Source organism: Rhodococcus sp. 1163 (assembly GCF_002091985.1).
Taxonomy (GTDB): domain Bacteria; phylum Actinomycetota; class Actinomycetes; order Mycobacteriales; family Mycobacteriaceae; genus Rhodococcoides.
Genome location: NZ_MKKX01000006.1, coordinates 114,808 through 137,268, shown reverse-complemented (window position 1 = coordinate 137,268; position 22,461 = coordinate 114,808). Strand labels below are relative to the sequence as shown.

At 62.7% G+C, this 22,461-nt stretch carries 21 protein-coding genes; 11 read left to right on the top strand and 10 right to left on the bottom strand.

Going from position 1 to position 22,461, the window contains the following annotated elements:
• Positions 1-13: 13 nt before the first annotated feature.
• From BJD99_RS01480 to BJD99_RS01460, 5 genes are all read right to left on the bottom strand, one after another.
• Positions 14-904: a carbohydrate ABC transporter permease gene (locus BJD99_RS01480; protein ID WP_084345032.1), complete on the bottom strand. Its 891-nt coding sequence runs from the start codon at positions 902-904 to the stop codon at positions 14-16.
• Positions 901-1,809 (bottom strand): carbohydrate ABC transporter permease, encoded by a 909-nt coding sequence (locus BJD99_RS01475; RefSeq protein ID WP_084345031.1) that lies wholly within the window; start codon positions 1,807-1,809, stop codon positions 901-903. Before BJD99_RS01475 ends, BJD99_RS01480 begins: the two co-directional genes overlap by 4 nt.
• A 97-nt stretch (positions 1,810-1,906) precedes the next feature.
• A complete protein-coding gene (locus tag BJD99_RS01470; RefSeq protein ID WP_373270496.1) occupies positions 1,907-2,827 on the bottom strand; it encodes an Ig-like domain-containing protein in 921 nt (306 codons plus the stop codon).
• A 95-nt stretch (positions 2,828-2,922) separates the two neighbouring features.
• Entirely contained in the window at positions 2,923-3,513 is a 591-nt protein-coding gene (locus BJD99_RS01465; protein ID WP_143541989.1) for an HdeD family acid-resistance protein, read from the bottom strand.
• Positions 3,514-3,565: 52 nt separating this feature from the next.
• Complete coding sequence (locus BJD99_RS01460; protein WP_256895289.1) at positions 3,566-4,102, bottom strand: DUF6764 family protein; 537 nt, start codon at positions 4,100-4,102, stop codon at positions 3,566-3,568.
• Between the two features lie 215 nt (positions 4,103-4,317).
• Between BJD99_RS01460 and BJD99_RS01455 the strand changes: the two genes are divergently transcribed.
• From BJD99_RS01455 to BJD99_RS01435, 5 genes are read left to right on the top strand one after another with little or no spacing between them, the layout of a single operon-like run.
• Positions 4,318-5,049 (top strand): glycosyltransferase family 2 protein, encoded by a 732-nt coding sequence (locus BJD99_RS01455; protein ID WP_084345027.1) that lies wholly within the window; start codon positions 4,318-4,320, stop codon positions 5,047-5,049.
• Positions 5,046-5,999, top strand: coding sequence for an acyl-CoA dehydrogenase family protein (locus BJD99_RS01450; RefSeq protein ID WP_084345026.1), 954 nt, complete (start codon positions 5,046-5,048; stop codon positions 5,997-5,999). The genes BJD99_RS01455 and BJD99_RS01450 overlap by 4 nt, the downstream gene beginning before the upstream one ends.
• Positions 5,996-6,760, top strand: a complete 765-nt coding sequence (locus BJD99_RS01445) for a PIG-L deacetylase family protein (RefSeq protein WP_256895287.1) — start codon at positions 5,996-5,998, stop codon at positions 6,758-6,760. Before BJD99_RS01450 ends, BJD99_RS01445 begins: the two co-directional genes overlap by 4 nt.
• Positions 6,757-7,377: a bifunctional 2-polyprenyl-6-hydroxyphenol methylase/3-demethylubiquinol 3-O-methyltransferase UbiG gene (locus tag BJD99_RS01440; protein WP_084345024.1), complete on the top strand. Its 621-nt coding sequence runs from the start codon at positions 6,757-6,759 to the stop codon at positions 7,375-7,377. The genes BJD99_RS01445 and BJD99_RS01440 overlap by 4 nt, the downstream gene beginning before the upstream one ends.
• Positions 7,374-8,633 carry an EAL domain-containing protein gene (locus BJD99_RS01435; protein WP_084345023.1) on the top strand — a complete coding sequence of 420 codons (1,260 nt, stop codon included), beginning with the start codon at positions 7,374-7,376 and terminating at the stop codon, positions 8,631-8,633. The genes BJD99_RS01440 and BJD99_RS01435 overlap by 4 nt, the downstream gene beginning before the upstream one ends.
• Positions 8,634-8,636: 3 nt before the next feature.
• Here the strand turns inward: BJD99_RS01435 and BJD99_RS01430 are convergent, their stop codons facing one another.
• The 3 genes from BJD99_RS01430 to BJD99_RS01420 form a co-directional block, all read right to left on the bottom strand.
• Complete coding sequence (locus BJD99_RS01430; protein WP_084345058.1) at positions 8,637-9,332, bottom strand: GAF and ANTAR domain-containing protein; 696 nt, start codon at positions 9,330-9,332, stop codon at positions 8,637-8,639.
• A gap of 176 nt (positions 9,333-9,508) precedes the next feature.
• Positions 9,509-10,591, bottom strand: a complete 1,083-nt coding sequence (locus BJD99_RS01425) for a DNA polymerase domain-containing protein (protein WP_084345022.1) — start codon at positions 10,589-10,591, stop codon at positions 9,509-9,511.
• Position 10,592: 1 nt separating this feature from the next.
• Positions 10,593-11,639, bottom strand: coding sequence for an ATP-dependent DNA ligase (locus BJD99_RS01420; RefSeq protein WP_084345021.1), 1,047 nt, complete (start codon positions 11,637-11,639; stop codon positions 10,593-10,595).
• Positions 11,640-11,771: 132 nt separating this feature from the next.
• On the opposite strand from BJD99_RS01420, the gene BJD99_RS01415 reads away from it, so the two are divergent.
• The 3 genes from BJD99_RS01415 (at position 11,772) to ilvD (ending at position 15,646) form a co-directional block, all read left to right on the top strand.
• The gene (locus tag BJD99_RS01415) at positions 11,772-12,377 is read left to right on the top strand and encodes a hypothetical protein (protein WP_084345020.1); all 606 of its coding nucleotides are present in this window, start codon (positions 11,772-11,774) and stop codon (positions 12,375-12,377) included.
• A gap of 131 nt (positions 12,378-12,508) precedes the next feature.
• Positions 12,509-13,873 (top strand): MFS transporter, encoded by a 1,365-nt coding sequence (locus tag BJD99_RS01410; protein WP_373270498.1) that lies wholly within the window; start codon positions 12,509-12,511, stop codon positions 13,871-13,873.
• Positions 13,874-13,924: 51 nt separating this feature from the next.
• Positions 13,925-15,646: a dihydroxy-acid dehydratase gene (gene ilvD, locus BJD99_RS01405; protein WP_084345018.1), complete on the top strand. Its 1,722-nt coding sequence runs from the start codon at positions 13,925-13,927 to the stop codon at positions 15,644-15,646.
• Positions 15,647-15,910: 264 nt separating this feature from the next.
• Here ilvD and BJD99_RS01400 read toward each other — a convergent pair whose 3' ends face one another.
• Together BJD99_RS01400 and BJD99_RS01395 are read right to left on the bottom strand one after the other, a co-directional pair.
• A complete protein-coding gene (locus BJD99_RS01400; protein ID WP_084345017.1) occupies positions 15,911-16,567 on the bottom strand; it encodes a peptidase S1 family protein in 657 nt (218 codons plus the stop codon).
• Between the two features lie 78 nt (positions 16,568-16,645).
• On the bottom strand, positions 16,646-17,371 hold the full coding sequence (locus BJD99_RS01395; RefSeq protein ID WP_084345016.1) for a DUF6319 family protein: 726 nt from the start codon (positions 17,369-17,371) through the stop codon (positions 16,646-16,648).
• Positions 17,372-17,577: 206 nt separating this feature from the next.
• Between BJD99_RS01395 and BJD99_RS01390 the strand changes: the two genes are divergently transcribed.
• Genes BJD99_RS01390 through BJD99_RS01380 form a run of 3 tightly spaced genes read left to right on the top strand, consistent with a single transcriptional unit; the run spans position 17,578 to position 22,401 of the window.
• Positions 17,578-19,947 carry a glycerol-3-phosphate 1-O-acyltransferase gene (locus BJD99_RS01390; RefSeq protein WP_084345015.1) on the top strand — a complete coding sequence of 790 codons (2,370 nt, stop codon included), beginning with the start codon at positions 17,578-17,580 and terminating at the stop codon, positions 19,945-19,947.
• A complete protein-coding gene (locus tag BJD99_RS01385) occupies positions 19,947-21,374 on the top strand; it encodes an HAD-IB family hydrolase (protein ID WP_084345014.1) in 1,428 nt (475 codons plus the stop codon). Before BJD99_RS01390 ends, BJD99_RS01385 begins: the two co-directional genes overlap by 1 nt.
• Positions 21,367-22,401, top strand: a complete 1,035-nt coding sequence (locus BJD99_RS01380; RefSeq protein WP_084345013.1) for an adenylate/guanylate cyclase domain-containing protein — start codon at positions 21,367-21,369, stop codon at positions 22,399-22,401. The genes BJD99_RS01385 and BJD99_RS01380 overlap by 8 nt, the downstream gene beginning before the upstream one ends.
• The last annotated feature ends 60 nt before the right edge of the window (positions 22,402-22,461 follow it).

Below are 22,461 nucleotides of genomic sequence, written 5' to 3'. Positions count from 1 at the left end.
CGATGAAGATGAATCAGCCTTTGACCGCACCGGAGGTGAGGCCTTTGATCATGTGGCGCTGGAGGGCTAGGAAGACGATGAGAATGGGAAGGATGGTGAGGATCGTGGCAGCCATGACCGCGCCCCAGTTGGTGTAACCCTCGCTGTTCTGCAGCAGTGTCAATCCGACCGGGAGCGGCGCGACGGAGGAGTCGTCGGACATCAGGAACGGCCACAGGTATTCGTTCCACTCGGTGACGATCGTGATGATGGCGAAAGCGACCATGGTCGGTCCGGACAGTGGCAGAACGACACGCAGCAGCAGCCTGATCGGTCCCGCTCCGTCCATTCGTGCCGCCTCGATGATCTCGGCTGGAAGCGACAGAAAGTGATTACGCATCAGGAACGTTCCGAAAGCCACGCCTGCCAGCGGCAGAATGATTCCCTGAAAAGAGTTGCGCCATCCCAGATCGGAGATCAGCGAATAGTTCGAGATGACCGTGATCTGATTGGGCACCATCAGCGCAGCGATGATGACCAGGAACACGAAGTTCTTGCCCGGGAATCTGAGGAAGACCAGTCCGTACGCGCTCAGCACACCGAGAACGAATTTGATCGACGACGTCGCGACCGTGATGATCAAAGAGTTCTTCAGATAGGTGAAGAACGGCACTTCGGTCACTGCCTCGGCGTAGTTCTGCGGACGAAATACACCCGGCCACCACGTCACCGGTTGGACGTAGATCTCGCCCCTCTCCTTGAACGAGGTGATGAGAATCCAGAACAGTGGTAGCCCGATCATGATGAGTACCAACACCATTGCGATGTAGCCGAAGACAGTGGACAGGTGCCGGTTCCGTTGCACGTCGGGGGCTCGGACGGGCGAGACCGTCTCGGTGGCGATGCGCGGCGCGGTGAGTGTCATCGCTGATCGTCTCGATCCATGATTCGAACCTGCAGGAGGGTGATGATCAACAGGACGAGAAACATGATCGTCGCCACCGTTGCGCCGTATCCGGCGCGGAAGTTGCGGAAAGTCTCTTCGTAGACCTGGAACACCATCGTCGTCGTGCCGTTGCCGAGCGGCCCTCCGCGCGTCATCACGTTGATGATGTCGAAGACCTGCAACGAGTTGAGCAGGACTGTGATCGAAAGAAAGAAGGTCGTCGGACGCAGTTGTGGGAGAAGAACTTTACGGAAAGTTATCCACCTACCGGCGCGGTCGATCTCCGCCGCCTCCATGAGTTCCTTGCGGACGCCCTGCAGCGCAGCGAGGTAGATGACGAAGGCATAACCGAGGTTCTTCCACAGATATGTCACCGTCACCATGAACAACGCCCAGTGCGGGTCCTGATAGAAGTCCGGAGAAGTCAGGCCCACTCGGTGCAGAAGGTCCTGCACCAGACCGAAGTTCGGGTCGAACACGAACTGGAAGGCAATTCCGATCGCAGCACCGGAAATGACGAACGGTGCGAAGATCGCGGACCGAACGAAGTTGCGGCCACGGAGCGCTCGATCGAGCAGCATCGCCAGTGCCAGACCGAGCACCAGGCTGCCGACCACTGCCGCAATCGTGAACACCACGGTGTTACCGACGATGGTCCAGGTGTCGTCACGGGAGAACCATTCGCGATAGTTCTCCAAGCCGATGAACTTCGACGTCGGCGAAGAAAGGTTCCAGTCGTAGAAAGAGAATTGGAAGTTCTCGAGCAAAGGTCGGTAGGTGAACACGACCAGCAGAACGAGATTGGGCCCCAACAGGATCAGGAACAGTGCGTAGTCGCTCCACGGCCGGCCGAAGAATGATCTCCGGCCTGCCGCGGGCAGCACTCGTTCGGTCGTTGTACTCACAAACGGGGACTCTGCTCACCCGCAACGAATTAAAGGTGAACTACTTTCGAACTAACAAGAACATCGAAACCAAGAACTAGCGGTTCCAGTCACCCAAGCCGTCGGAGCCACTCAAAGTGCCACCGCCACTGTTGACGACGACGACGGGATCACCCTTCTGCGAGTTCTCGAAGAACCATCGTCCATCCTCGGTGCTGACGTTCAAGCAGCCGTGGCTGACATCCTCGTAACCCTGCGAGTCGACCGACCACGGAGCGGCATGGACGAAGATGCCACTGTAGGAGATGCGCGTCGCGTACTCGACGTAGGTGCGGTACCCCTCGGGCGAATCGACCGGTACGCCGTAGGTGGACGAATCCATGTACATGTCGCGGAACTTCTCGCCGACGAGGTAGGTGCCGTTGGGCGTCTCGTGCCCAGCCTTGCCCATCGATGTCGGCATCGTCTTCACGACCTCACCGTTGCGCGTGATCGTCATGGTGTGGGTCGCGTCGTCCGCGGTGGTGATGACGGAGTCTTCGGTAGAGAAGTCGGTGCGCGAACCTGCTGCTTCGACGGTGACCTGAGTGTGTGCCGGATAGAACTCGTTGGGCAGCCACCGGACCTGGCTGTCGTTGATCCAGTAGAAGTGGCCGTCGACTGCAGGTGAGGTCGTGATGTGAATTGCACGTTCGGCCGCACCGCGATCGCCGATCGCCTCGTTGAAGCGGATGGCAATCGGCTGCGCGACACCGACTACCTCACCGCCGGACGGACTGATGGACGGATCGGAAAAGTTCGCAGGTGCCAGGCGCGGGATCTGCGGCTGGGGTAGCACCGGCGCGGCCGGGTCCGACGAGCCCGGGAACGAAGGGAGGGTGGGCGCCTCGGGACCGCCGGGCCACAGAGGAGCGGCCTGAGCCGGCGCGATCAGCGCACTCATACCCACTGCAGCCGTCACGGTCGCCAGAGACAGCCGGACGGCCAATCGGCGCGATGCCCTAGATGCGAATGCCATAACTTTTCGGTCCATCCTTAGTCTTCCCCGAGCGTGCAGTTCAAAAGCCATTAACACATACCCGGCCGACATTGTGCGAATCGAAATCGAACGTTTCAGATCATTCCGGCTTTCTTTGCCATCGATCGCAACTGAAATGCCGAAACGACGAATGCGATGCCGAAGAGCAACGCAAACACACCAACCAGCCAAACGATGCCGAGGATGCCGCTACCAGGGAAGAACACCAGAATGAGACCGAAGAGGAGTTCGAGAACACCCGCGATCATGAGCCCTACCCAATGCGTTGCGCCGTCGAGTCGCCGTAGTCGCAGAGATCCTGCTATTTCCAGGATTCCCCCCAAAATCGCCCAGATTCCTATGACGAAGACGACAGCGAGTGCCGTTATGTTCGGCCATACGAACGCGACAATTCCGGCACCGAGCGAGACGAATCCACCGAGCATCCACCACACCCAACCCGATTCGACCTTCCTCGCCCGAGCTGCCCGAACGATGGCCGAGACCCCGTCGACGATCGCGTAGGCACCGAAAATGACTACCAGAGCCCACACCGTGACATCCGGCCAGGCCAGAGCAACGATTCCGAAGACGATGGCCACTATCCCGCGTATCAGAACGGCCCACCAGAGGTCCTTGCCGATCCGGAGAAATACCTCTTCGTTGGTGCTGAACTGTGTCGACATTGCCATCCCCCTCATATGTTGTCGAAGAAAAACTTGTGATCGTAAGAAGCACTCACCGAGGTGAGACGACGCCAGACCTCCAAGTGGTGGCGCCGTCGGACAGGCAACTCTGTCCGGTGGTGAGATTCAGTGCGAGACCTGCTCCTGCGTCACACCGCACGCCTTCCGACGCAGTCCCCACGAACGTCTGGCCGGGGGCCAGCGAAAGAGCTACCGCGACTGCGCCGGGATCGGGCGAGACGATCGACACCGCATTGTGGCCGAACGCGAGTGCGCCGACCTGGCCTGACGCTGTTTCGGCAGCGGCGACGGCACCGCCCTGGGCAACACCGACCGCGCTGCCACCGACCTCGGCGCGCGCGAACGCGACTGCATCGAGTGCATGAGCGAATGCGTTGCTCGTGGCGTCGGTCCGCACGCCGCACGCACTCGTCCCATCGACGAGCACATTTTCCACCGGGGGCTGCCCACCGCAGGACAACTCGGCGCCGTGCGCCGTTCCGGCCGTCAGCAACGCCACCGGCACCCCTATCAACACCGGGCCTGCCACCAGCGCCACCTTCCGCACCACTCCACGTTGAAAGAACACCGCCACACCTTTCCTCGTGAGCCGCCGACCCGTGTTTGGATTGTGCCACTAACGGGCACTCCCAGGCGGGTCTATCGGACCTATCAGCATTCCGTCGAGCCACCGGCGGCAGATTATGTCGAGTCGGATGCGCGGACGCCGAATACACCGGACAGCCCAGGTCCGGACGCTTCGATGTCCCAGCCTCGCGATCGACGACCGCGAAGGATGCACACGTGAAAAACTGTTCGGCTCGTATTCGACAGATCGTCGTCGTTGTGCCGGTTCACAACGAGGAGGATCTACTGCAGCAGGCCTTGACTTCCCTCGCCCGCTCCCGCGCGTACGTCGAAGATGTGGAAGTACGCACCATCGTGGTACTCGACGCGTGCTCCGACAGCTCCCCGACGATCGCTGCGGAGTGGGCAGCACATACCGATGAGAGCTCGGTGATATCGGTGGACTTCCGCAATGTCGGGTCCTCTCGCGCGGCAGGCTTTCGAGCCGCCGAGGAACGCTCTTCCGGGCTGAGCGGGACGAATCTGCACGAAACCTGGTACGCGACGACCGACGCCGACAGTGAGGTCCGTCCCGACTGGTTGGCCTCGCACCTACGGCATGCGCGGCGTGGTGCCCAGGCCGTCGCGGGCACGGTGCGCGTCGAACTCGATTCCGCCAGTTCCGGCCTCGAACGTGCCTACCGATCCGGGTACCGCAACCACGTCGGGCACCGGCACGTGCACGGGGCAAATCTTGCCCTCCGCGCGGACGTCTATCGGGCCGTCGGCGGGTTCGGGTCGTTGCCGACCGGAGAGGACGTGGATCTGATTCGTCGGGTGGAGAGCAGTTCGATCCCGGTGCTGTACGCATGCGACTCGCCGGTGTCGACGTCGAATCGCCGGGACGGCCGGGCACCCGATGGATTCGCCGGGCACCTCCGCACCCTCGAAGCGGCGTTGACGCAATGACGATCGACATCACTCCGAGACTGCGCAAGTGGGTTGTCGAGGAGGCCGCCGACCTGCCGCTGCCCGGCGCAGGCAACACCGATGCGCGGTGGCAAGCCCTGGCGATGCTGAGCAGAGAGAACACCGTGCTCGGACGCCTCGCCGAGGGGCACGCAGATGCCATCGCCATCCTTGCCGAACTCGACGGCCCGAAACCCAGGCGCGGGCAGATCTGGGGCGTCTGGGCAGCCGAGCCGCCCACCCCGGTACTCCAGGCCGTTCAGGACCAGGGTGGTTGGAAGCTCACCGGAGTGAAGCCGTGGTGCTCGGGTGCGCACATCTGTACCGATGCCCTGGTGACAGCGAAGGTCGGCGACCGGTCGCAGATGTTCGCAGTGGATCTGACGCAGAACTGGTGCGCCCCGATCCCACATACATGGCATGCCGTCGGAATGGCAGGAAGCGACTCTGGATCCGTGCGGTTCGACGGCGCCTCGGCGATACCTGTCGGCGAAGCCGGCGCCTACATCGAACGGCCGGGTTTCTGGCACGGTGCCATCGGCGTCGCATCGTGCTGGTTCGGTAGTGCATGCGCGGTGGCCGACACCCTGCATGCGGCCGCTCGCACCGGTGGTGATGCTCACAAGAACGCGCATCTGGGCGCGGTTGCGGCCGCATTGGGTGCCGCTTCGAGTGCGTTGACGACCGCTGCTGCCGAAATAGATTCCGACCCAATGGATTCCGATGGGCAAGGACGAATTCGGGCCCGGGTAGTACGGGCCATCGTCGAGAGCGCCGCCAGCGAATGCATCGATCGAGTCGGCCGAGCACTGGGGGCGGGCCCCCTGTGCGCCGACGCGGTACACGCCCAGCGGGTCGCGGATCTGAGCGTGTATCTGCGGCAGAGCCACGCCGAGCGCGATCTGGCAGCATTGGGTGAAGACATTGCGAAGGAGGACTATCCGTGGTGAGCGGCCGAGAAGACATCACCCACTCGTTCGACACAGACTCCGACTCGGGAACTCCCGAGTCGGAGTGGCGAGCATGGGATCGCACCTTCCCCCCACTCGATCTCACGCGGTGCAGCAAGTTGGTCGTCGTCGCACCGCACCCCGACGACGAGGTGCTCGGCGTCGGCGGGCTGATGTCCATGGCTGCCGCCGCCGGAATCGAAATAACTGTAATTGCGGTCACCGATGGTGGCGCCTCACATCCCGGTTCGCCGACGCTCTCGCCCGCTGACCTCGTGTCCGAGCGCCCCCGCGAGTCGGAGCGAGCCGTGGCACGACTGGGGGTGCGCAACGCTCCGACGCGTCTGGGGTTCGAGGACGGCGCTATTGCCGAGCACGAGGACGAACTCGCGCATGTATTGACCGATTCGTTGCACGGCGGCCCAGGAACCTGGTGCCTGACGCCATGGCGCGGAGACGGCCATCCCGACCACGAGGCCACCGCACGCGCCTGCATCACTGCAGCGTCACGCACCGGTATCGCCATTCTCGAGTACCCGATCTGGATGTGGCACTGGGCTTGCCCTGATCATCCGGACGTACCGTGGAGCCGGGCATTCGAGGTCGATCTCGACGCGAATGCGCGAGAGGCCAAAGAGGCTGCGGTACAAGAGTTTCGGACGCAAATTTCACCACTGTCGGAGCATCCGGACGACCGGGCGGTGCTACCTCCCTTCGCACTGGAACGCCTGCTGCGACCCCGCGAGGTGATCTTCGGATGACACTGCACGGCGACTACTTCGATGCCGTGTACGCCGAGGGCACGGACCCGTTCAGGTTGTGTGCCAACTGGTACGAGGAGAGAAAGTACTCGATCACTGTCGCCTCCCTCCCTCGGCCGCACTACCGTCGCGGCCTCGAACCAGGTTGCTCGGTCGGGGTTCTGACCGAGAAGCTGAGCACGCGGTGCGAAACGCTCATATCGACCGACATCGTCGATTCCGCGCTGGATACCGCCCGCGCCGCCGTCGACAATGCGACAGTGGACTTCGTGAAGTGGTCATTGACCGACGACTGGAGTGCTGTGGCCGGTGAGGAGCCGTTCGACTTGATCGTGCTCAGCGAGGTGGGGTACTACCTCGACGAGCCCGACCTTCGGGTAGCAGTCGATGCTGCCACTGCGCATCTCGAACCCGGTGGCACTCTTCTTGCAGTGCACTGGCGTCATCACGTGACGGACTACCCTCTGACGGGAGATCGCGTTCACGCGGTGATCGGTGAGAACGCCGAGCTCGAACGGCTAGGGGGATACATGGACGAGGACTTCGTGTTGGACGTCTTCATCAACTCACGCGGCGACGCGACGCAGTCGGTCGCACGACGTGAGGGCTTGGTATGAACGGAGACACCTCGACCAGGAATTTCGACGGCGGGGGCCTCGAATCGATTCTCGGGCCGGGCAGCCTTCACATCGACTTCGTGCCACTCGTCGACCTGTTGACTTCCGAGGTCATCGGGCACGAAGCCATCGTCGGTGGCCCCGAAGGCTCCGCATTCGGTGATCCGGCTGCACTCGCCTCTGCCGCCCGGGCGATGAACATGACGGTCGATCTGGACCTGGTTCGATGGGAAGGCGCCGTCGGACGGATCGCAGACTCCGATTCCTTGAAAGCCGTACCACTGTTCATCGCCATCGATCCCGACTCGCTTGCGCACCTCCCCGACCGTGCCCAGGCAGGTTCGGGTACCGCCGTTCTCCAACTCGACGAGACCTCACTCATCCGCCGGCCGGCACAGCTCCTACGCGCCGTCGCAGACGTACGACGCCTCGGCTGGGCCATCGCCGTCGATCACGTCGGCGTCCGGCCGGAGTCCCTGGCTCTGCTGCCCCTCCTCGAACCCGATGTAGTCAAGTTGGACCGCTCCCTGATCACTCGAAAACCGAGTCTGTTCACCGCCCGCGTCGTCAATGCCGTCGCGGCGTACACCGAACGAACCGGCGCCATCGTCATGGCCGAGGGCATCGACAACGAGGAAGCAGTGCACATCGCACTCGCACTGGGTGCACGCGTCGGGCAGGGCCGGTATTTCACCGAGCAGAATCGGTCGCCGGTAGAGCCGTCGGAAAAGCTGTCTCCGTTGAGCTTTCGCACTTCACCGGAACGCGGATCGATGCCACGGGCCTCCCCGTATGAACTTGCCGCAGCGGGTAGGGACAGCAAGCCGTCGACCAAACGTTTGCTCGTCGAGATGAGCAAAGGGCTCGAATCCATTGCGAGCCAATCCCTGCAGACCGCGGTGATCCTCGGCTCGTTCGAAAAGCGTGAACACTTCACCTCACTCACCGCGCGGCGGTGGGAGGTGATGGCAACTCAGGCAGCACTGGTCGGCGCGCTCGCCCAAGGTATGGGCTCCGAACCGGCACCGAAGGTACGCGGAGCCGATCTGGAGCCAGGCGATCCGGTGTGCGAGGAGTGGGTCGTGGTGGTTCTGTCACCACATTTCTCGGCGGTCCTTGCCGCGAAAGATCTCGGCGACACCGGCGCGGACATGGAACGCAAGTTTTCCTACGTACTCAGTCACGACCCGCAACTGACCGTCGACTGTGCACGGAGCCTGCTTTCACGCCTACCCGTGGAACGAACCGGGCTCTGACAACTAAGCCTTGGCGTTCGTCTCGGCATCGGCAACCACACGGTTGGCGATATCGGCGAGCTTGGTGTTCGTCTCCTGCGACAGTTTCGACAGCAACGCGAACGCCTCTTGCGCGCTGAGCTTGTACCTCTCCATGAGCATGCCTTTGGCCTGCCCGATGATGTCGCGGCTGGTCAAGGCGGCACGAATCTGCTGTTCCTCACGGGCAGTGGAAAATGCTATTGCGGCGTGCGCCGCGAACAGAGAACCGATCGACTCCGCGTCCACCCCGAACGCATGCACCCGCGACGAGTGGAGGTTGAGCGCGCCGAAGTTGTACCCCTCCACGTAGAGCTGAAAGCAGATCATGGATTTGACGCCGAGCGCGGAAGCCGCGTCGGCGAAACGCGGCCATCGGGTATCGGCATCCATATCGTCGATCCGGATAGTGCGCTGTTCGATGGCCGACTCCAGGCACGGGCCTTCGCCCAACTGCTCCTGAAGGGAGTCACACGCGGCCGCGACGTCACCGGACAAGGCAGCGCTGTAGACGAACTTGCCCTGCAGCACCGTGGTGATGCTGGCGTATTCGGCAGCAGGCACGTTCACGACCGCGGACTCGGTGATCGCAGCGAGGGTCTTGTCCGGATCATTGTGCTGACGACGCAAATCCCGCGCCACCGCGGCCAGTCGATGGCTCAGATCCAAATCGAACGGCATCCGCGTCGGCAACTCTGTACCGAGAACCTGCTCACTGATGGGAATCACCTCCGCGGACACCGATCGACTTTCGACCGGCCAAAAATAGAAGTTTAGCGCCCGACCCACCGCGTGTTACCAGCGATGAGCTGATTCAGCGAACCGCGACGGCAGTCGAGCGGTTCCTCAACCCGCACCTATTCGACGCGGTTGCCTTGATCGTCCCAATGCTCGGCAACTTTCTTCGACGGCTGCACACGTGGCGGTTCACCGGGCATCTTGGGGTAGTCGGGTGGAAAGTTGAGCTCACCACCCGGCAGGGTTTCCCACAGCTCCAGAAGAGGCTCGAGCGAGTACGCCTGGGAATCCATCTCTTCCCACGGGTCCCCGTCCTCCAGGTGCCCGAGGACGGTCGTGATGTTGTAATCACGAGGATCGGTGACGGCGGCCAGCTGCGACCACGTCAAAGGCGTACTCACCGGCGCTCCCGGCCGAGCCCGAGGACTCCACGCGCTCGCGATGGTTCGGTCTCGATTGTTCTGGTTGTAGTCGAGGAAGATTCGTTTGCCGCGTTCCTCTTTCCACCACTTGGTCGTCACACCCTCGTCACGCCGTTCCAGCTCGCGTCCGAGACCGATAGCCGCATGTCGTAGCTGCTCGAACGTGTACTCCGGTCGGATGCGGACGTAGATATGGATCCCCCGGCTACCACTCGTCTTGGGGTACCCGCGAAGGCCGAGCTCGGCCAACAGCTCGCGGGTCACCTCCGCCACCCGCTGTGCATCGGCGAAGGTCGTACCAGGCTGCAGATCCAGGTCGAGCCGAAGCTCGTCGGGGTGGTCCAGGTCCGGCGTTCGCACCGGCCATGGGTGAAAGGTCAGCGTGCCCATCTGCGCGGCCCACACCAGCGCAGCGGATTCACTCGGACACAATTCGTCTGCCGTACGGCCGCTCGGGAACGTGACCTTCACTGTCTCGATCCATTCGGGCGCGCCTTTGGGCAGCCGCTTCTGATAGAAGCCGTCACCCTCCTTGTCCTGCGGCCCGAGCGCAAGCCTCATGCCTTCACGAAAGCCGTCGGGCCACCGTTCCATGGCAATCGGCCGTGCGCCGACAGCCCGCAGAAGCGGCTCACCGACCGCCGCGAAATACTCGCAGACAGCCAACTTGGTGATCGCCGGAGTCCGGTCGGTTGCCTCGTAGATGACGCGGTCAGGGCTCGACACACGCACTTCACGTCCACCCGCATCCACGAATGCCGGCGGCGTCTTCGCGGCCATCTCAGTTACCCCCTGCGATGACATCGGCCACGTCGTACCGCACCGGGACCTCCAACTGCTCGTACGTGCACGACATCGGGTCACGGTCCGGTCGCCACCGAAGGAACCTCGCCGCATGCCGAAGCCGCTCACCCTCCATCTGGTCGTAGGCGACTTCGACGACGCGTTCTATTCGCAGCGGCACCCAGCTCCGATCCTTGTTCGACGTCCATCTGTTCGCTTGCGCGTCGGAGACGACATCCTCCCCTACTCGCAGCGGCGCAAGCTCGTCGAGCAATTCCACCCGCCGCTTGTCGGTGAATGCCGACGCACCGCCGATCATCCGAAGCTGGTCGCCGTCGTACAGACCGAGCAACAGAGAGCCAATTCCTTTGCCCGACTTGTGAATTCGATATCCGATGAGAGCGCAGTCTGCCGTACGCGCGTGCTTGACCTTGATCATCTCTCGCTTGTTCGGCAGATACAGGCCGTCGAGCTTCTTGGCGACCACGCCGTCGAGGCCGGCACCCTCGAATCGTTCGAACCAATCCTCGGCAGTGGCCGCATCGTCGGTGGCACTGGTGACCTGGCATTGCGTGCCACCCACGACGGCCTCGAGAAGCTGTGCGCGACGGCTACGAAACGGCTCACCCGTCATATCCGTCGAGCCGAGCGCCAAAAGGTCGAAACCCACGAACATCGACGGCGTCTTCTCCGCCAGCATCTTCACTCGACTCTCGGCCGGGTGAATTCTCTCCGACAGCGCATCCCAGTCGAGTCGCCTCCGACCGTCGATCTCACGCGGCACCACGATCTCGCCGTCGACGACGATCCGATCGGGAAGTTCACGGCGCACTGCGTCGACCAACTCCGGAAAATATCTCGCGAGATTCTTGCCGCCGCGGGAGCCGAGTACGACCTCGTCCCCGTCACGGAAGACGATGGACCGGAAGCCGTCCCACTTCGGCTCGTACGACCATTCGGCGTCCCCCTCGGCAGGCTGCTTGGGTACGGCCTTTGCCGCCTTGGCGAGCATCGGCTGGAGAGGCCATGCGAGAGGTAGGTCCACCTGGTCGATCTTGCCTCATACCACCGACAACCACGTGGAAAAAGATCGGCAGAGTGTCACTTCACCGGGTCGTCGGATACTTTTACCGGACCGCGTTCGATGTTCACTCGAAAGAATTCAGGATTTCAGAAGATGACCACCTCATGCCGTCCACTTCGTGGCGCCGCCCGCCGTTTCTTCGCGGTGTCGGCCGCCTTGGCGTGCGCAGCGTTGATCGTTGCGAGCTGTAGCTCCGACATCACTCCTCGCGCGATTCCGGCCGCCGACGCCGGTCCGAATCCCACGACAGCAACGACGACGAGGCCCCCTCCCGCTCAGGAAGACATCGACATCGACATCGACGTAGAGATCGGTGAGTGCGTCGAACTCGGTGGCACATTCGACGATGCCGACATCGACAACGCGACGTGCGGCAGCCCCGCCTCCAACTACAAGGTGATCGCGAAAGCCCCTTCCGGTGACGAGTGCATCAGCGACGCCGACCAGTACTACTACGAAACCTTGCGAGGCGTCGAGCAGGGAGCACTGTGCCTCGACGTCGACTGGGTGGTCGGTGGATGCATGGAGGTCTCCGGTGACGACCCGGTGCGAGCCGACTGTGCGACGCCGGGCGCAGAAACGGTCCGAGTCGTCGAAATCTTGCCCGGCACCACCGAGGTGAACGACTGCTCGGATCCCGCCACCAGCGGCTACGCCTACGACGAGCGCAACTTCATCGTCTGCGTCGAGGATCTGTAGCTCGAATTTCGAGGGTCGCGAGCAGCGATCAGTGCCAGACTTCGCACGTGAGTGCTGAAGCGTCGGTTCCACTGGCGTCCTCGCGGGGACGTTGGATCGTCGCCGCCACCGTGCTCGGTTCCTCACTGGCGATGCTCGACGGCACCGTAGTCAACGTCGCCCTGCCGGACATCGCTCGGGATCTCGATTCCGGTGTCTCAGGGCTGCAGTGGACGATCAGTGGATACACGCTGACTCTCGCGTCGCTCATTCTGTTGGGTGGTGCACTGGGCGATCGGCTCGGCCGTCGCAAGGTGTTCATTTGGGGCACCGTCTGGTTCGCGCTCGCGTCGATTCTGTGCGGACTGGCCCCGAACATCGAGGTGCTGGTCGCTGCCCGGCTGATCCAGGGCGTGGGTGCCGCGCTACTGACTCCGGGCAGTCTTGCTCTCATCTCGGCCTCGATTCACCCCGATGATCGCGGTGCCGCAATCGGTCTGTGGTCCGGGCTCGGCGGCGTCGCATCGGCCGTCGGCCCGCTGCTCGGTGGATGGCTCGTCGAAATTGCCGGGTGGCGTTCGGTGTTCATGCTCAACATTCCGCTGGCCATCGTCGTCGTATGGGTCGCGCGTAAGCACGTGCCGGAGAGCAGCGACCCGAATGCTCACGGTCGGCTCGACCTCCCTGGCGCCGCAGTCGTCGCGCTCGCACTCGGGCTACTCACCTTCGGGTTCATCGAAGCGTTGTGGATCTTCGTCGGCCTCGGCGTCGTGGCACTCGCAGTCTTCGTCGTCATCGAGCTGCGAACCAAGAACCCACTGGTTCCGCCGTCACTGTTCGCTTCCAGACTCTTCCTTGCGGCCAACCTCGTCACGTTGGCTGTCTACGCGGCGCTGGGTGGAGTGTTCTTCCTGCTGATCCTGCAATTGCAACTGGCGTTGAACTACTCTCCGATCGCAGCCGGTGTCGCCACACTGCCGATCACCATTCTCATGTTGACCCTCTCTTCTCGCACCGGCCGCATGGCCCAGCGCATCGGTCCGCGGATGCCGATGACGATCGGGCCGCTCGTCGCAGCGGTCGGCCTGCTGCTGATGCTGCGCATCGAACCGGGCTCGACCTATCTCCTCCAAGTCTTCCCCGCCGTCCTGGTGTTCGGTCTCGGACTGTCGTTGCTCGTCGCACCACTGACCGGCGCTGTACTCGGCGCCGTCTCCTCCGATCGGGCCGGTACCGCCTCCGGCGTCAACAACGCCCTCGCGCGAACCAGCCAACTGCTGGCCGTCGCCGCACTGCCCGGGCTCGCCGGCATCTCCGGCGTGGACTACGACAACCCCGCCGTATTCTCCGCAGGATTTCATACGGCCATGATCATCTGCGCGGGCCTGCTCGTCCTCGGCGCGATCGTCGCGGCGACGATGATCAGGGGCGAGCGTCGCGCCGATCCCGAATCCGTCGACTGCCTCCCGCATTGCGACGTGTCGTCCCCGGCGGTGACTCCCCGACGGCAGGTTTAGGCTTGCCCTTGGATAACAGCCCCCTATCCACGCAAACAGGTCAGGAGTGTCATGTCGACCCCGCAGGATTTTTCCGACAAACAGTCACCGGACGTCAAGCCCCGTAGCCGCGACGTCACGGACGGTTTGGAGAAGACCGCTGCGCGCGGAATGCTTCGAGCCGTCGGGATGGGTGACAAGGACTGGGGTAAATCTCAGATCGGCGTCGCATCGTCGTGGAACGAGATCACCCCGTGCAACCTCTCGCTCGAGCGCCTCGCCAAAGCCGTGAAGGTCGGCGTCCACGCCGCCGGCGGCTATCCGCTCGAATTCGGCACCATCTCGGTGTCCGACGGCATCTCCATGGGGCATGAAGGCATGCACTTCTCGCTGGTATCTCGCGAGGTGATCGCCGACAGCGTCGAGACCGTCGTCAGCGCGGAGCGACTCGATGGATCGGTACTTCTCGCCGGTTGCGACAAATCACTGCCCGGCATGCTGATGGCTGCCGCAAGACTGGACCTTGCCAGCGTCTTCCTCTACGCCGGTTCCACGCTGCCCGGCTTCGCAACGCTGTCCGACGGCAGCGAGCACCAGGTCACCATCATCGACGCGTTCGAAGCCGTCGGTGCCTGCTCACGCGGACTGATGTCGCGCGCCGACGTCGACACCATCGAACGCGCAATCTGCCCCGGCGAAGGTGCCTGCGGCGGCATGTACACCGCCAACACCATGGCCAGTGCCGCAGAAGCCATGGGCATGTCCCTGCCGGGCAGCGCATCCCCGCCCGCGCCGGACCGTCGACGCGACGGATTCGCCCACGCAAGTGGTGAAGCCGTCGTCGAACTCCTCCGCCGTGGAATCACCTCACGCGACATCATGACCAAGGAAGCATTCGAGAACGCGATCGCCGTCGTCATGGCCTTCGGCGGATCGACCAACGCCGTGCTGCACCTACTGGCCATCGCCCACGAAGCAGAAGTCGAACTCACCCTCGACGACTTCGTCCGAGTCGGCGCCAAAGTTCCACACCTCGCCGACGTCAAGCCGTTCGGCAAGCACGTCATGACCGACGTCGACGCCATCGGTGGCGTCCCAGTGGTCATGAAAGCGCTGCTCGACGCCGGGCTCATGCACGGTGACTGCCTCACCGTCACCGGAAAGACCGTGGCCGAGAACCTCGCTCACATCGCGCCCCCGGACCCCGACGGCAAGGTGCTGCGCGCACTCGACAAGCCCATCCACCCGACCGGCGGCATCACCATCCTCAAGGGCTCCCTCGCTCCCGGGGGCGCCGTCGTTAAATCTGCCGGATTCGATTCCGACGTATTCACCGGCACTGCAAGGGTTTTCGAACGTGAACGCGCCGCAATGGACGCACTCGAAGACGGCACCATCACCGCAGGTGACGTCGTCGTCATCCGCTACGAAGGACCCAAGGGCGGCCCAGGCATGCGCGAAATGCTCGCCATCACCGGCGCCATCAAGGGCGCAGGCCTCGGCAAAGACGTCCTGCTGCTCACCGACGGCCGCTTCTCCGGAGGCACCACAGGCCTCTGCGTCGGCCACGTCGCACCCGAAGCCGTCGACGGTGGCCCAGTGGCCCTCGTACGCGACGGCGACCAGATCCGCCTCGACGTCGGAAAAGGCACACTGGACCTGCTCGTCGACGAAGAAGAACTCGAAAAGCGCAAGGAGGGTTGGGCGCCGCTACCTCCGCGGTACACACGCGGTGTGCTGGCGAAGTACGCCAAACTCGTCGGATCGGCATCCCAGGGTGCCGTGCTGATCTAGTTTCTCGCGCCGGCCGGCGGGTTCGTCGGTCGGTTGCGGCGACCCACCCGATCGCGGCGGTCGGTTTCGGCCGCACGATCGCTTGAATGGCCACCTCAAGCTAACCAATCGTATGAATGTGCCATTGAAGCGATCGGGTGGCGATGGGAAAGCGATCGGGTGGCGATGGGGCCGGCGGGTCAGCGGGGGAAGCCGACAAACAACGAGTGGGCCATCGCAACAGTCGAGACTGTCGCGATGGCCCACTCGGGCTGAAAGGGTGCGTCAGGGAATGGGGCTGAACCCGGTTCCTACTGCGTTTCCTGCGTTGATGTGACGAAGAATCGCATCGATGTTGGTGCCGACCTCAGGTCCGAAGCAGGCGACACCGAGGTAGGCGTTGACCATGCCGACCAGCGTTGTACCCACGACGACCGGGCTTCCCGAATCACCTTCGACGACGCACAGCTGCGACCAGGTCTCCTGGGACTGCAGAACGTCTCCGTACGCGATACCGCATGTATTGCCGGTGGTACGGCCTTCTTTGCACACGATGTTGGGGAACGACGTCGGTGGGCCGACACGGGTGATGGTGACGTTACCGATGTGGTTGACCGGGATGACCTTCGCACGATCGAACTCGATGACGGCGTAGTCGTATTCCGGGTTGGAGAATGCGATGCGTCCTACGACGCCGGCGTCTGTGTTGGCCTCGGCCGCGATTGTTGCGCCCGCACCACCGCAGTGACCAGCGGTAATACCGACCAGGCGACCTGCTGCGTCGTTACCGATCGTGGTGAGCGTGCACTCGGCACTGTTACCCACGATGATTCCGGAGCCCCCTCCCAGAACCGCCGGAGCTGCAGCAGATGCGGTCCCTACCCCGACGCTGGCTGCAACGGCGGCAGCCGCGACGACGACCAGCATGAACTTCTTCAACAATGTATTCCCTCTCCAGCGGTGTCCGCAGACACTAGCAATAAGAAGCACCGATGGACGAGTGCGTGGGGAAATTTGTTCTCACTCCGTATCCTTCTGCTCCAGCGCGGCGAGCGTGGATCGTGCCACCTCGAGCTGCCGGCTCAGTTCCGCCACGCGCTGTGCTGCTTCCTCGCGGGCATGCGAAATAACGGCCTCGACGGCCTCGCGTACCGAGGCGTCTCCCAGTTCGCGTACGGCACGCGAGACCGACTCCGGCGAAACAGGTTGCGCCTTGCCCGGGCGACGCGCGCCATGCGTGACCGTCACCGACCAGTCGTTGTCCGGGCCGGCATGGATGGTGACGCTGACGCTGTCGGGGCCCTTCTTGCCCTTGCGCGCCGCCGGCGGCTTCGGAGCCGCGACGGGACGCGGCGGCACTGGCGTCGACGCCGGCTTCACAGCAGCAGCCTTGACCGGTTTGGGTGGCGCCACCGGTTCGGTCCACTCGGCGATCTCGACCTTCGCCGGGGTCGGCTTGGCGGCCGGGGGTGCGGCCTTGGTGACCCCTGACGCCGGGTTGCGCGTCATCCGCAGTTCCTCGGCCTCGAACGGAAGCTCGTCGTTGACGCCCTTGGGCGAGATGGTGACGGTGTTGCCGTCGACGGACACGACCTTGGCGGAGGTGCCTTCGGGGAGTCCGAGGCTCGGCGTTGCCTCGATCAGATAAACGGTGGCGCGCCGCCCCCCGGCGACTGCGGCGGCGAGACTCTCCAGGTTTTCGGGCGTGAGTGCGTCGGTCACGGACAATCGTCTACGCGGTGGCATCCAAGCAGCCTCTCTCGAAAGTGTTTGCGAATACTGTCCCACAAACTCGGGCAGTACTGCACTGAGCCGGGAAGTCGTCGGCAATTCTTGCGCACTGCTCGGGTTCGAGTGAAGTCGGAGTAGGGGTCGAAACCCCCTGATCGACCAGCGCTTCCGCGTAGCCTGACCTTCGTACCTGTAACGAGGTGCGGAACAGGAGTATTTCGGTGGACCAGGTCGAATCGCGGATACAGAAGTCACACGACGTCCAGCAGGTCTACCTCTTGGACGCTGCCTCGACACTCGAGGTGCAAGCGTTGAATCAGTGGATCGATGCGACGACTCGGGAAGGCGCCCAACGTACACCGTCGGTCGTTCTGTCGGGAGAAGCATCGCACCAAGTCGCGGACACGGTCCGCGGCATCACCGAAGACCCGCTTCTCGTGCCGCTGAGAGTGACGCTGACGGAGAAGAAACGTAGAGGAATCCTCTACCGCATGTTCGCACCGCGCGGAAACTCCATGCCCACCAAGGCGTGGCAGCGATGGGTCACAGCTGACGACCCCGATCATTCGGCCGTCCTGGTCGGCGAGCCTGCCACGCTCAGCGAGTTGCAGGCGAGATTCGATCGGGTAGGCGGAACCTCGCTCTCCTCCTTCATTCGCAGGCAGGCCAGCCTTACGCTGGATCGCGCCGAACGCGATGTGATCGGTTCCGAGTACAAGATCCCGCGCTTCGTCGTCGAGGACATGACCGAGCAGAAGAAGTTCCACGATGGGATGAAAGAACTCGCCGAAAGGGTCGGCGAGAACCTCACCGACGTCGAACGGCGTGTCCACGGAATTCTGGACGAAATGGTTGCCACCGAGACGCGGCGTGCAGTGGAGATGTGGGGAACGCTCGGCGCGTACTTCTCGCGGGCATATCGCGTGGATGTCGATCGAACGAAGTTGCAGAAAGTCCGCGAGCTCAACAAGAACTATCCGCTGGTCTTCCTTCCGAACCATCGTTCCTATCTCGATCCTCTGGTCCTTCGGCCCGCGCTGCTCGCCGAAGGACTCCCACTCAATCATGTGATGGGCGGAATCAACGTCGGATTCTGGCCGCTGGGCCCGATCGCCAAACGCAGTGGCGTGGTACTCATTCAACGCAAGTTCTCCGACGAAATCTACAAGTGGACGCTGCGTCAGTACATGAGTTTTCTGCTGAGCAAGCGATTCAACCTGGAGTGGTACATCGAGGGTGGACGCAGCCGGACGGGCAAACTACGGCCGCCGCGGTTCGGGTTGCTCACCTACCTCGTCGACGCTCTCGAGAACAGCGACGCCGAGGATGTCTATCTGGTTCCGACCTCGATTACCTACGACCGCTTGCACGAGGTCGGTGCCATGGCCGCGGAATCACATGGCGCGAAGAAGCAGGCCGAAGGAATCCGGATGGCGCTCGGATACATTCGCGCGCAGGGCAAACTGCGCGGAAACGTGTACCTGACATTCGGTGAGCCGATCTCTGTCCGATCCATCGTCGATGCCAGCGAGGACAAGCGCGTCGCAGTCCAGCGGATCGCGATCAATGTCGCACACGCCATCAACAATTCGACACCGGTCACCCCGGCGGCGCTGGTGACGATGGCATTGCTCGGTATCGAAGACCGGGCATTGAACGTCCACGAGATGTGGGCCATCATCGCCCCCCTCGCGTCGTACATTCATCGGCGCGGGTTGCCCACGGCCGGTGGCGTCGATATAAGTGAGGTCGACGTGGTGCGCGCGGCCGTCGTCGCGCAGGTCGCGGCGGGTGTCGTCAGAAGATTCGACGACGGCCCCGAACCGGTGTTCTACCTTGCCCAGGACAAGCATCTGGTTGCAGCGTTCTTCCGCAACAACGCAATTCACTACTTCGTCATGCGTGCTATCGGCGAGCTCGTTATCTTGCCGGATCAGGGGCAGACGACGGCGTCGACGCCGGAATCGATGTGGGCGTCCGCACTCGCACTGCGAGACCTGCTGAAGTTCGAATTCTTCTTCGGTGACAAGAAGGAGTTCGGTGAGCGCCTCGAGACCGAGGTCGAACTCATCGATCCGAACTGGCGGGCCAACTTGTCCGACCCCGATTACGCAGTGCAACAACTCCAATCACAGGACTTGCACCTCGCGCACCGCGTTCTGCAGCCGATCATGGAGGCATATCAGGTCGTTGCCGATCAGTTGATGCTGCTGCCGGTGGATGCGGAGTTCGACAAGACAGTCTTCATCGCCCAATGCTTGGGTGCCGCTCAGACCCGTCGCCTGCGACAGCAGCTCGACCACAGCGAGTCCATTTCCGGCGAATTGTTCGACACCGCTCTGCAATTGGCCGAGAACCGGAACCTCATCGAACCCGCCGGGGAAAATGTGGCACAGTGCCGACGCGACTTCGCCCGGGAGATCAACGAATGGGCGCGTAAGTCCAGATTGATTCGCGACATGGCGCGTCGACAGCTGAACGAGGTCGACCCGATCAACTCACCGGACGGCTCGCCTTGCCGCGACACACCCAAAAGCGACACCCCGAACAGCGACAAACCTGACAGCGACGAGCCTGGAGACGAGGGCTGATGGCTCAGCTGGCCGATCAGTTGACAGCTATCGCCGAGGCGCCTGCAGGACCGGACACTGCAGCATTCTTCGATCTCGACGGCACCTTGATCAACGGCTTCTCTGCCAAAGCCGTGTTCCTGGAGCGACTGAAGACACTCGATGTGACGGTTCGCGAACTGTGGGAAATCTCGAGTGCGGTCGTCGAGATGCGCATGCGTAACTCCCCCGTCGACAATTTGATGGGCAAGGCCGTCAAGGGCCTGGAGGGTCGCCGCGAAGAGGATCTGATGGAGCAGGCATACACGTTGTTCCGCAACGAGATTGCTCCGATGATCTACCCGCAGGCTCGCATTCTCGTCGAAGCGCACCGCCATGCCGGCCATCGGTTGATCATCGCCACATCGGCAACTCCGTACCAGGCGATCCCGGTAAAAGAAGACATGTTGTTCGACGAGTTGCTGTGTACGACACCCGTCGTGACCGACGGGGTTCTGACCGGTGAACTGGTCGGCGATTCGCTGTGGGGTCCGAGGAAAGCCAAGGCTGTCACCGACTATGCCGACCGCGAGAACCTCGATCTGTCCGAGTGCTTCGTCTACTCCAACGGCGGTGAGGACGTCCCGATGTTGCTCGAGGCCGGACATCCGGTCGCTTTGAATCCTGACTCCGAGCTCGACCGTTACGCCAGGAAAGTGGGGTGGCCGATACTGCACCTCGAAAGCCCCAGACGTGGAACCGATCTCACTTCGGCAGTTCGCAGCACCGCTGCATTGGGGGCGGTGATCGCCAGCGCCGGTATCGGTATCGGGCTCGGCATTCTCACGCGCAGTCGGCGGACGGGCGCCAACATCACCTCCACCGTCGCACCGGACATCGCGCTGACGCTCGCCGGCATCAAGCTCGACGTCACCGGTACCGAGAACGCCTGGTCTGCACGGCCTGCCGTGTTCATGTTCAATCATCAAAGCACGGCCGATTCACTCATCGTCACCTCGATTCTGCGCCGGGACATCACCGCCGTCGCAAAGCGCGAACTCGAGCGCGATCCCAGGTTCGCCCTGCTCGGAATGATTTTCGACGTCGCGTACATCGATCGAGGCGATCCGGCCAAGGCGCGTGAAGCGCTGCTCCCTGCCATCGAGAAGTTGCATTCGGGTATCTCGGTCGCGATCGCACCCGAAGGCACTCGCATGCCCACCTCCAGATTGGGACGCTTCAAGAAGGGTGGCTTTCATCTGGCGATGCAGGCCAAGGTCCCCATCGTTCCCATCGTCATCCACAATGCCGGCGACGTGATGTGGAAGAAGGACTTCACGGCGCATTCCGGTACCGTCAAGGTGACCGTCGGCGAACCGATTCCGACCACAAACTGGGAACCGGACAAGCTCGACTCCTACATCGACGACGTCCGATCGTATTTCGACAGAACGCTGGGATATGACTGAAAATCAGATCAGTTCGGTTGTGCAGACCGAGATCGAGAACACTCTTCTCGGTGGCGAACGGAAGTACACGCGGGCCGATATCGCCGAAAAGTCCGGTCTTCCGCTCGAACGGGTGGTGCAGCTGTGGATCGCGATGGGTTTTCCGGTCCACACCGACCCCTCCGCGGTCGTGTACACCGATGCCGATCTCGATGCGTTGCACCTGATCACGAGCCTCACCGAACAGAAAGTGATCAAGCCAGAGATGGAGGTCGCCATCGCGCGCACTCTCGGGCAGTCGATGTCCCGGCTCGCCGAATGGCAGGTGGCCGTGGTGAATTCCCACATTCTCGACCGAATCACCTCTCATTCCGACAGCGAAGATCCGGCCGATCTCGAGGTGATTCGACGTGATGCGAGATCCATTGCAGCGCAAACAGTTCCCACCCTCGAAGCCTTGCAGTCCTACACCTGGCGCCGACACCTGGCGGCCACCGCGGGCCGGTCCATCACCGGCCCGACCGAGGAAACCACCAGCCGCACCCTCGCCGTCGGTTTCGCGGACATGGTCGGCTACACCAGCCTGACCCGACGCCTCGGCATCGAGGAACTGACGACGCTGCTCGAGGAGTTCGAGTCGATCGCGACGGACATCATTGCCCGTGGCCGCGGGTCCGTCATCAAGAATGTCGGCGACGAGGTCATGTTCAGTGCGCAGACCGCCGAAGATGCGGCACATATCGCTCTCGATCTCCAGCATGCGTTCGAGGCACACGAGGACATGCCCGAACTCCGCATCGGTTTGGCATGGGGATCGGTGCTCGCCAGGTACGGCGACCTGTACGGCTCGGTCGTCAACATAGCTGCCAGACTTACCAGTTCGGCACATCCGGGAACCATTCTGGTGGACACCGCGATGACCGGGATGCTCGACGGCGACTCGGAGTTCCGCCTCAAAGCCATCAGATCCCTGCGGGTGCGTGGTTTCCACAAGCTCAAGCCGCATGCACTGCGTAGAAGCGCGGACGTTCAGCCGAAGGAACGGTAGCCGTGCCCGGACCGATACCCTGGGGTCTGTCCGCACCACTCGCCTGCAAGTAAGAGGAAC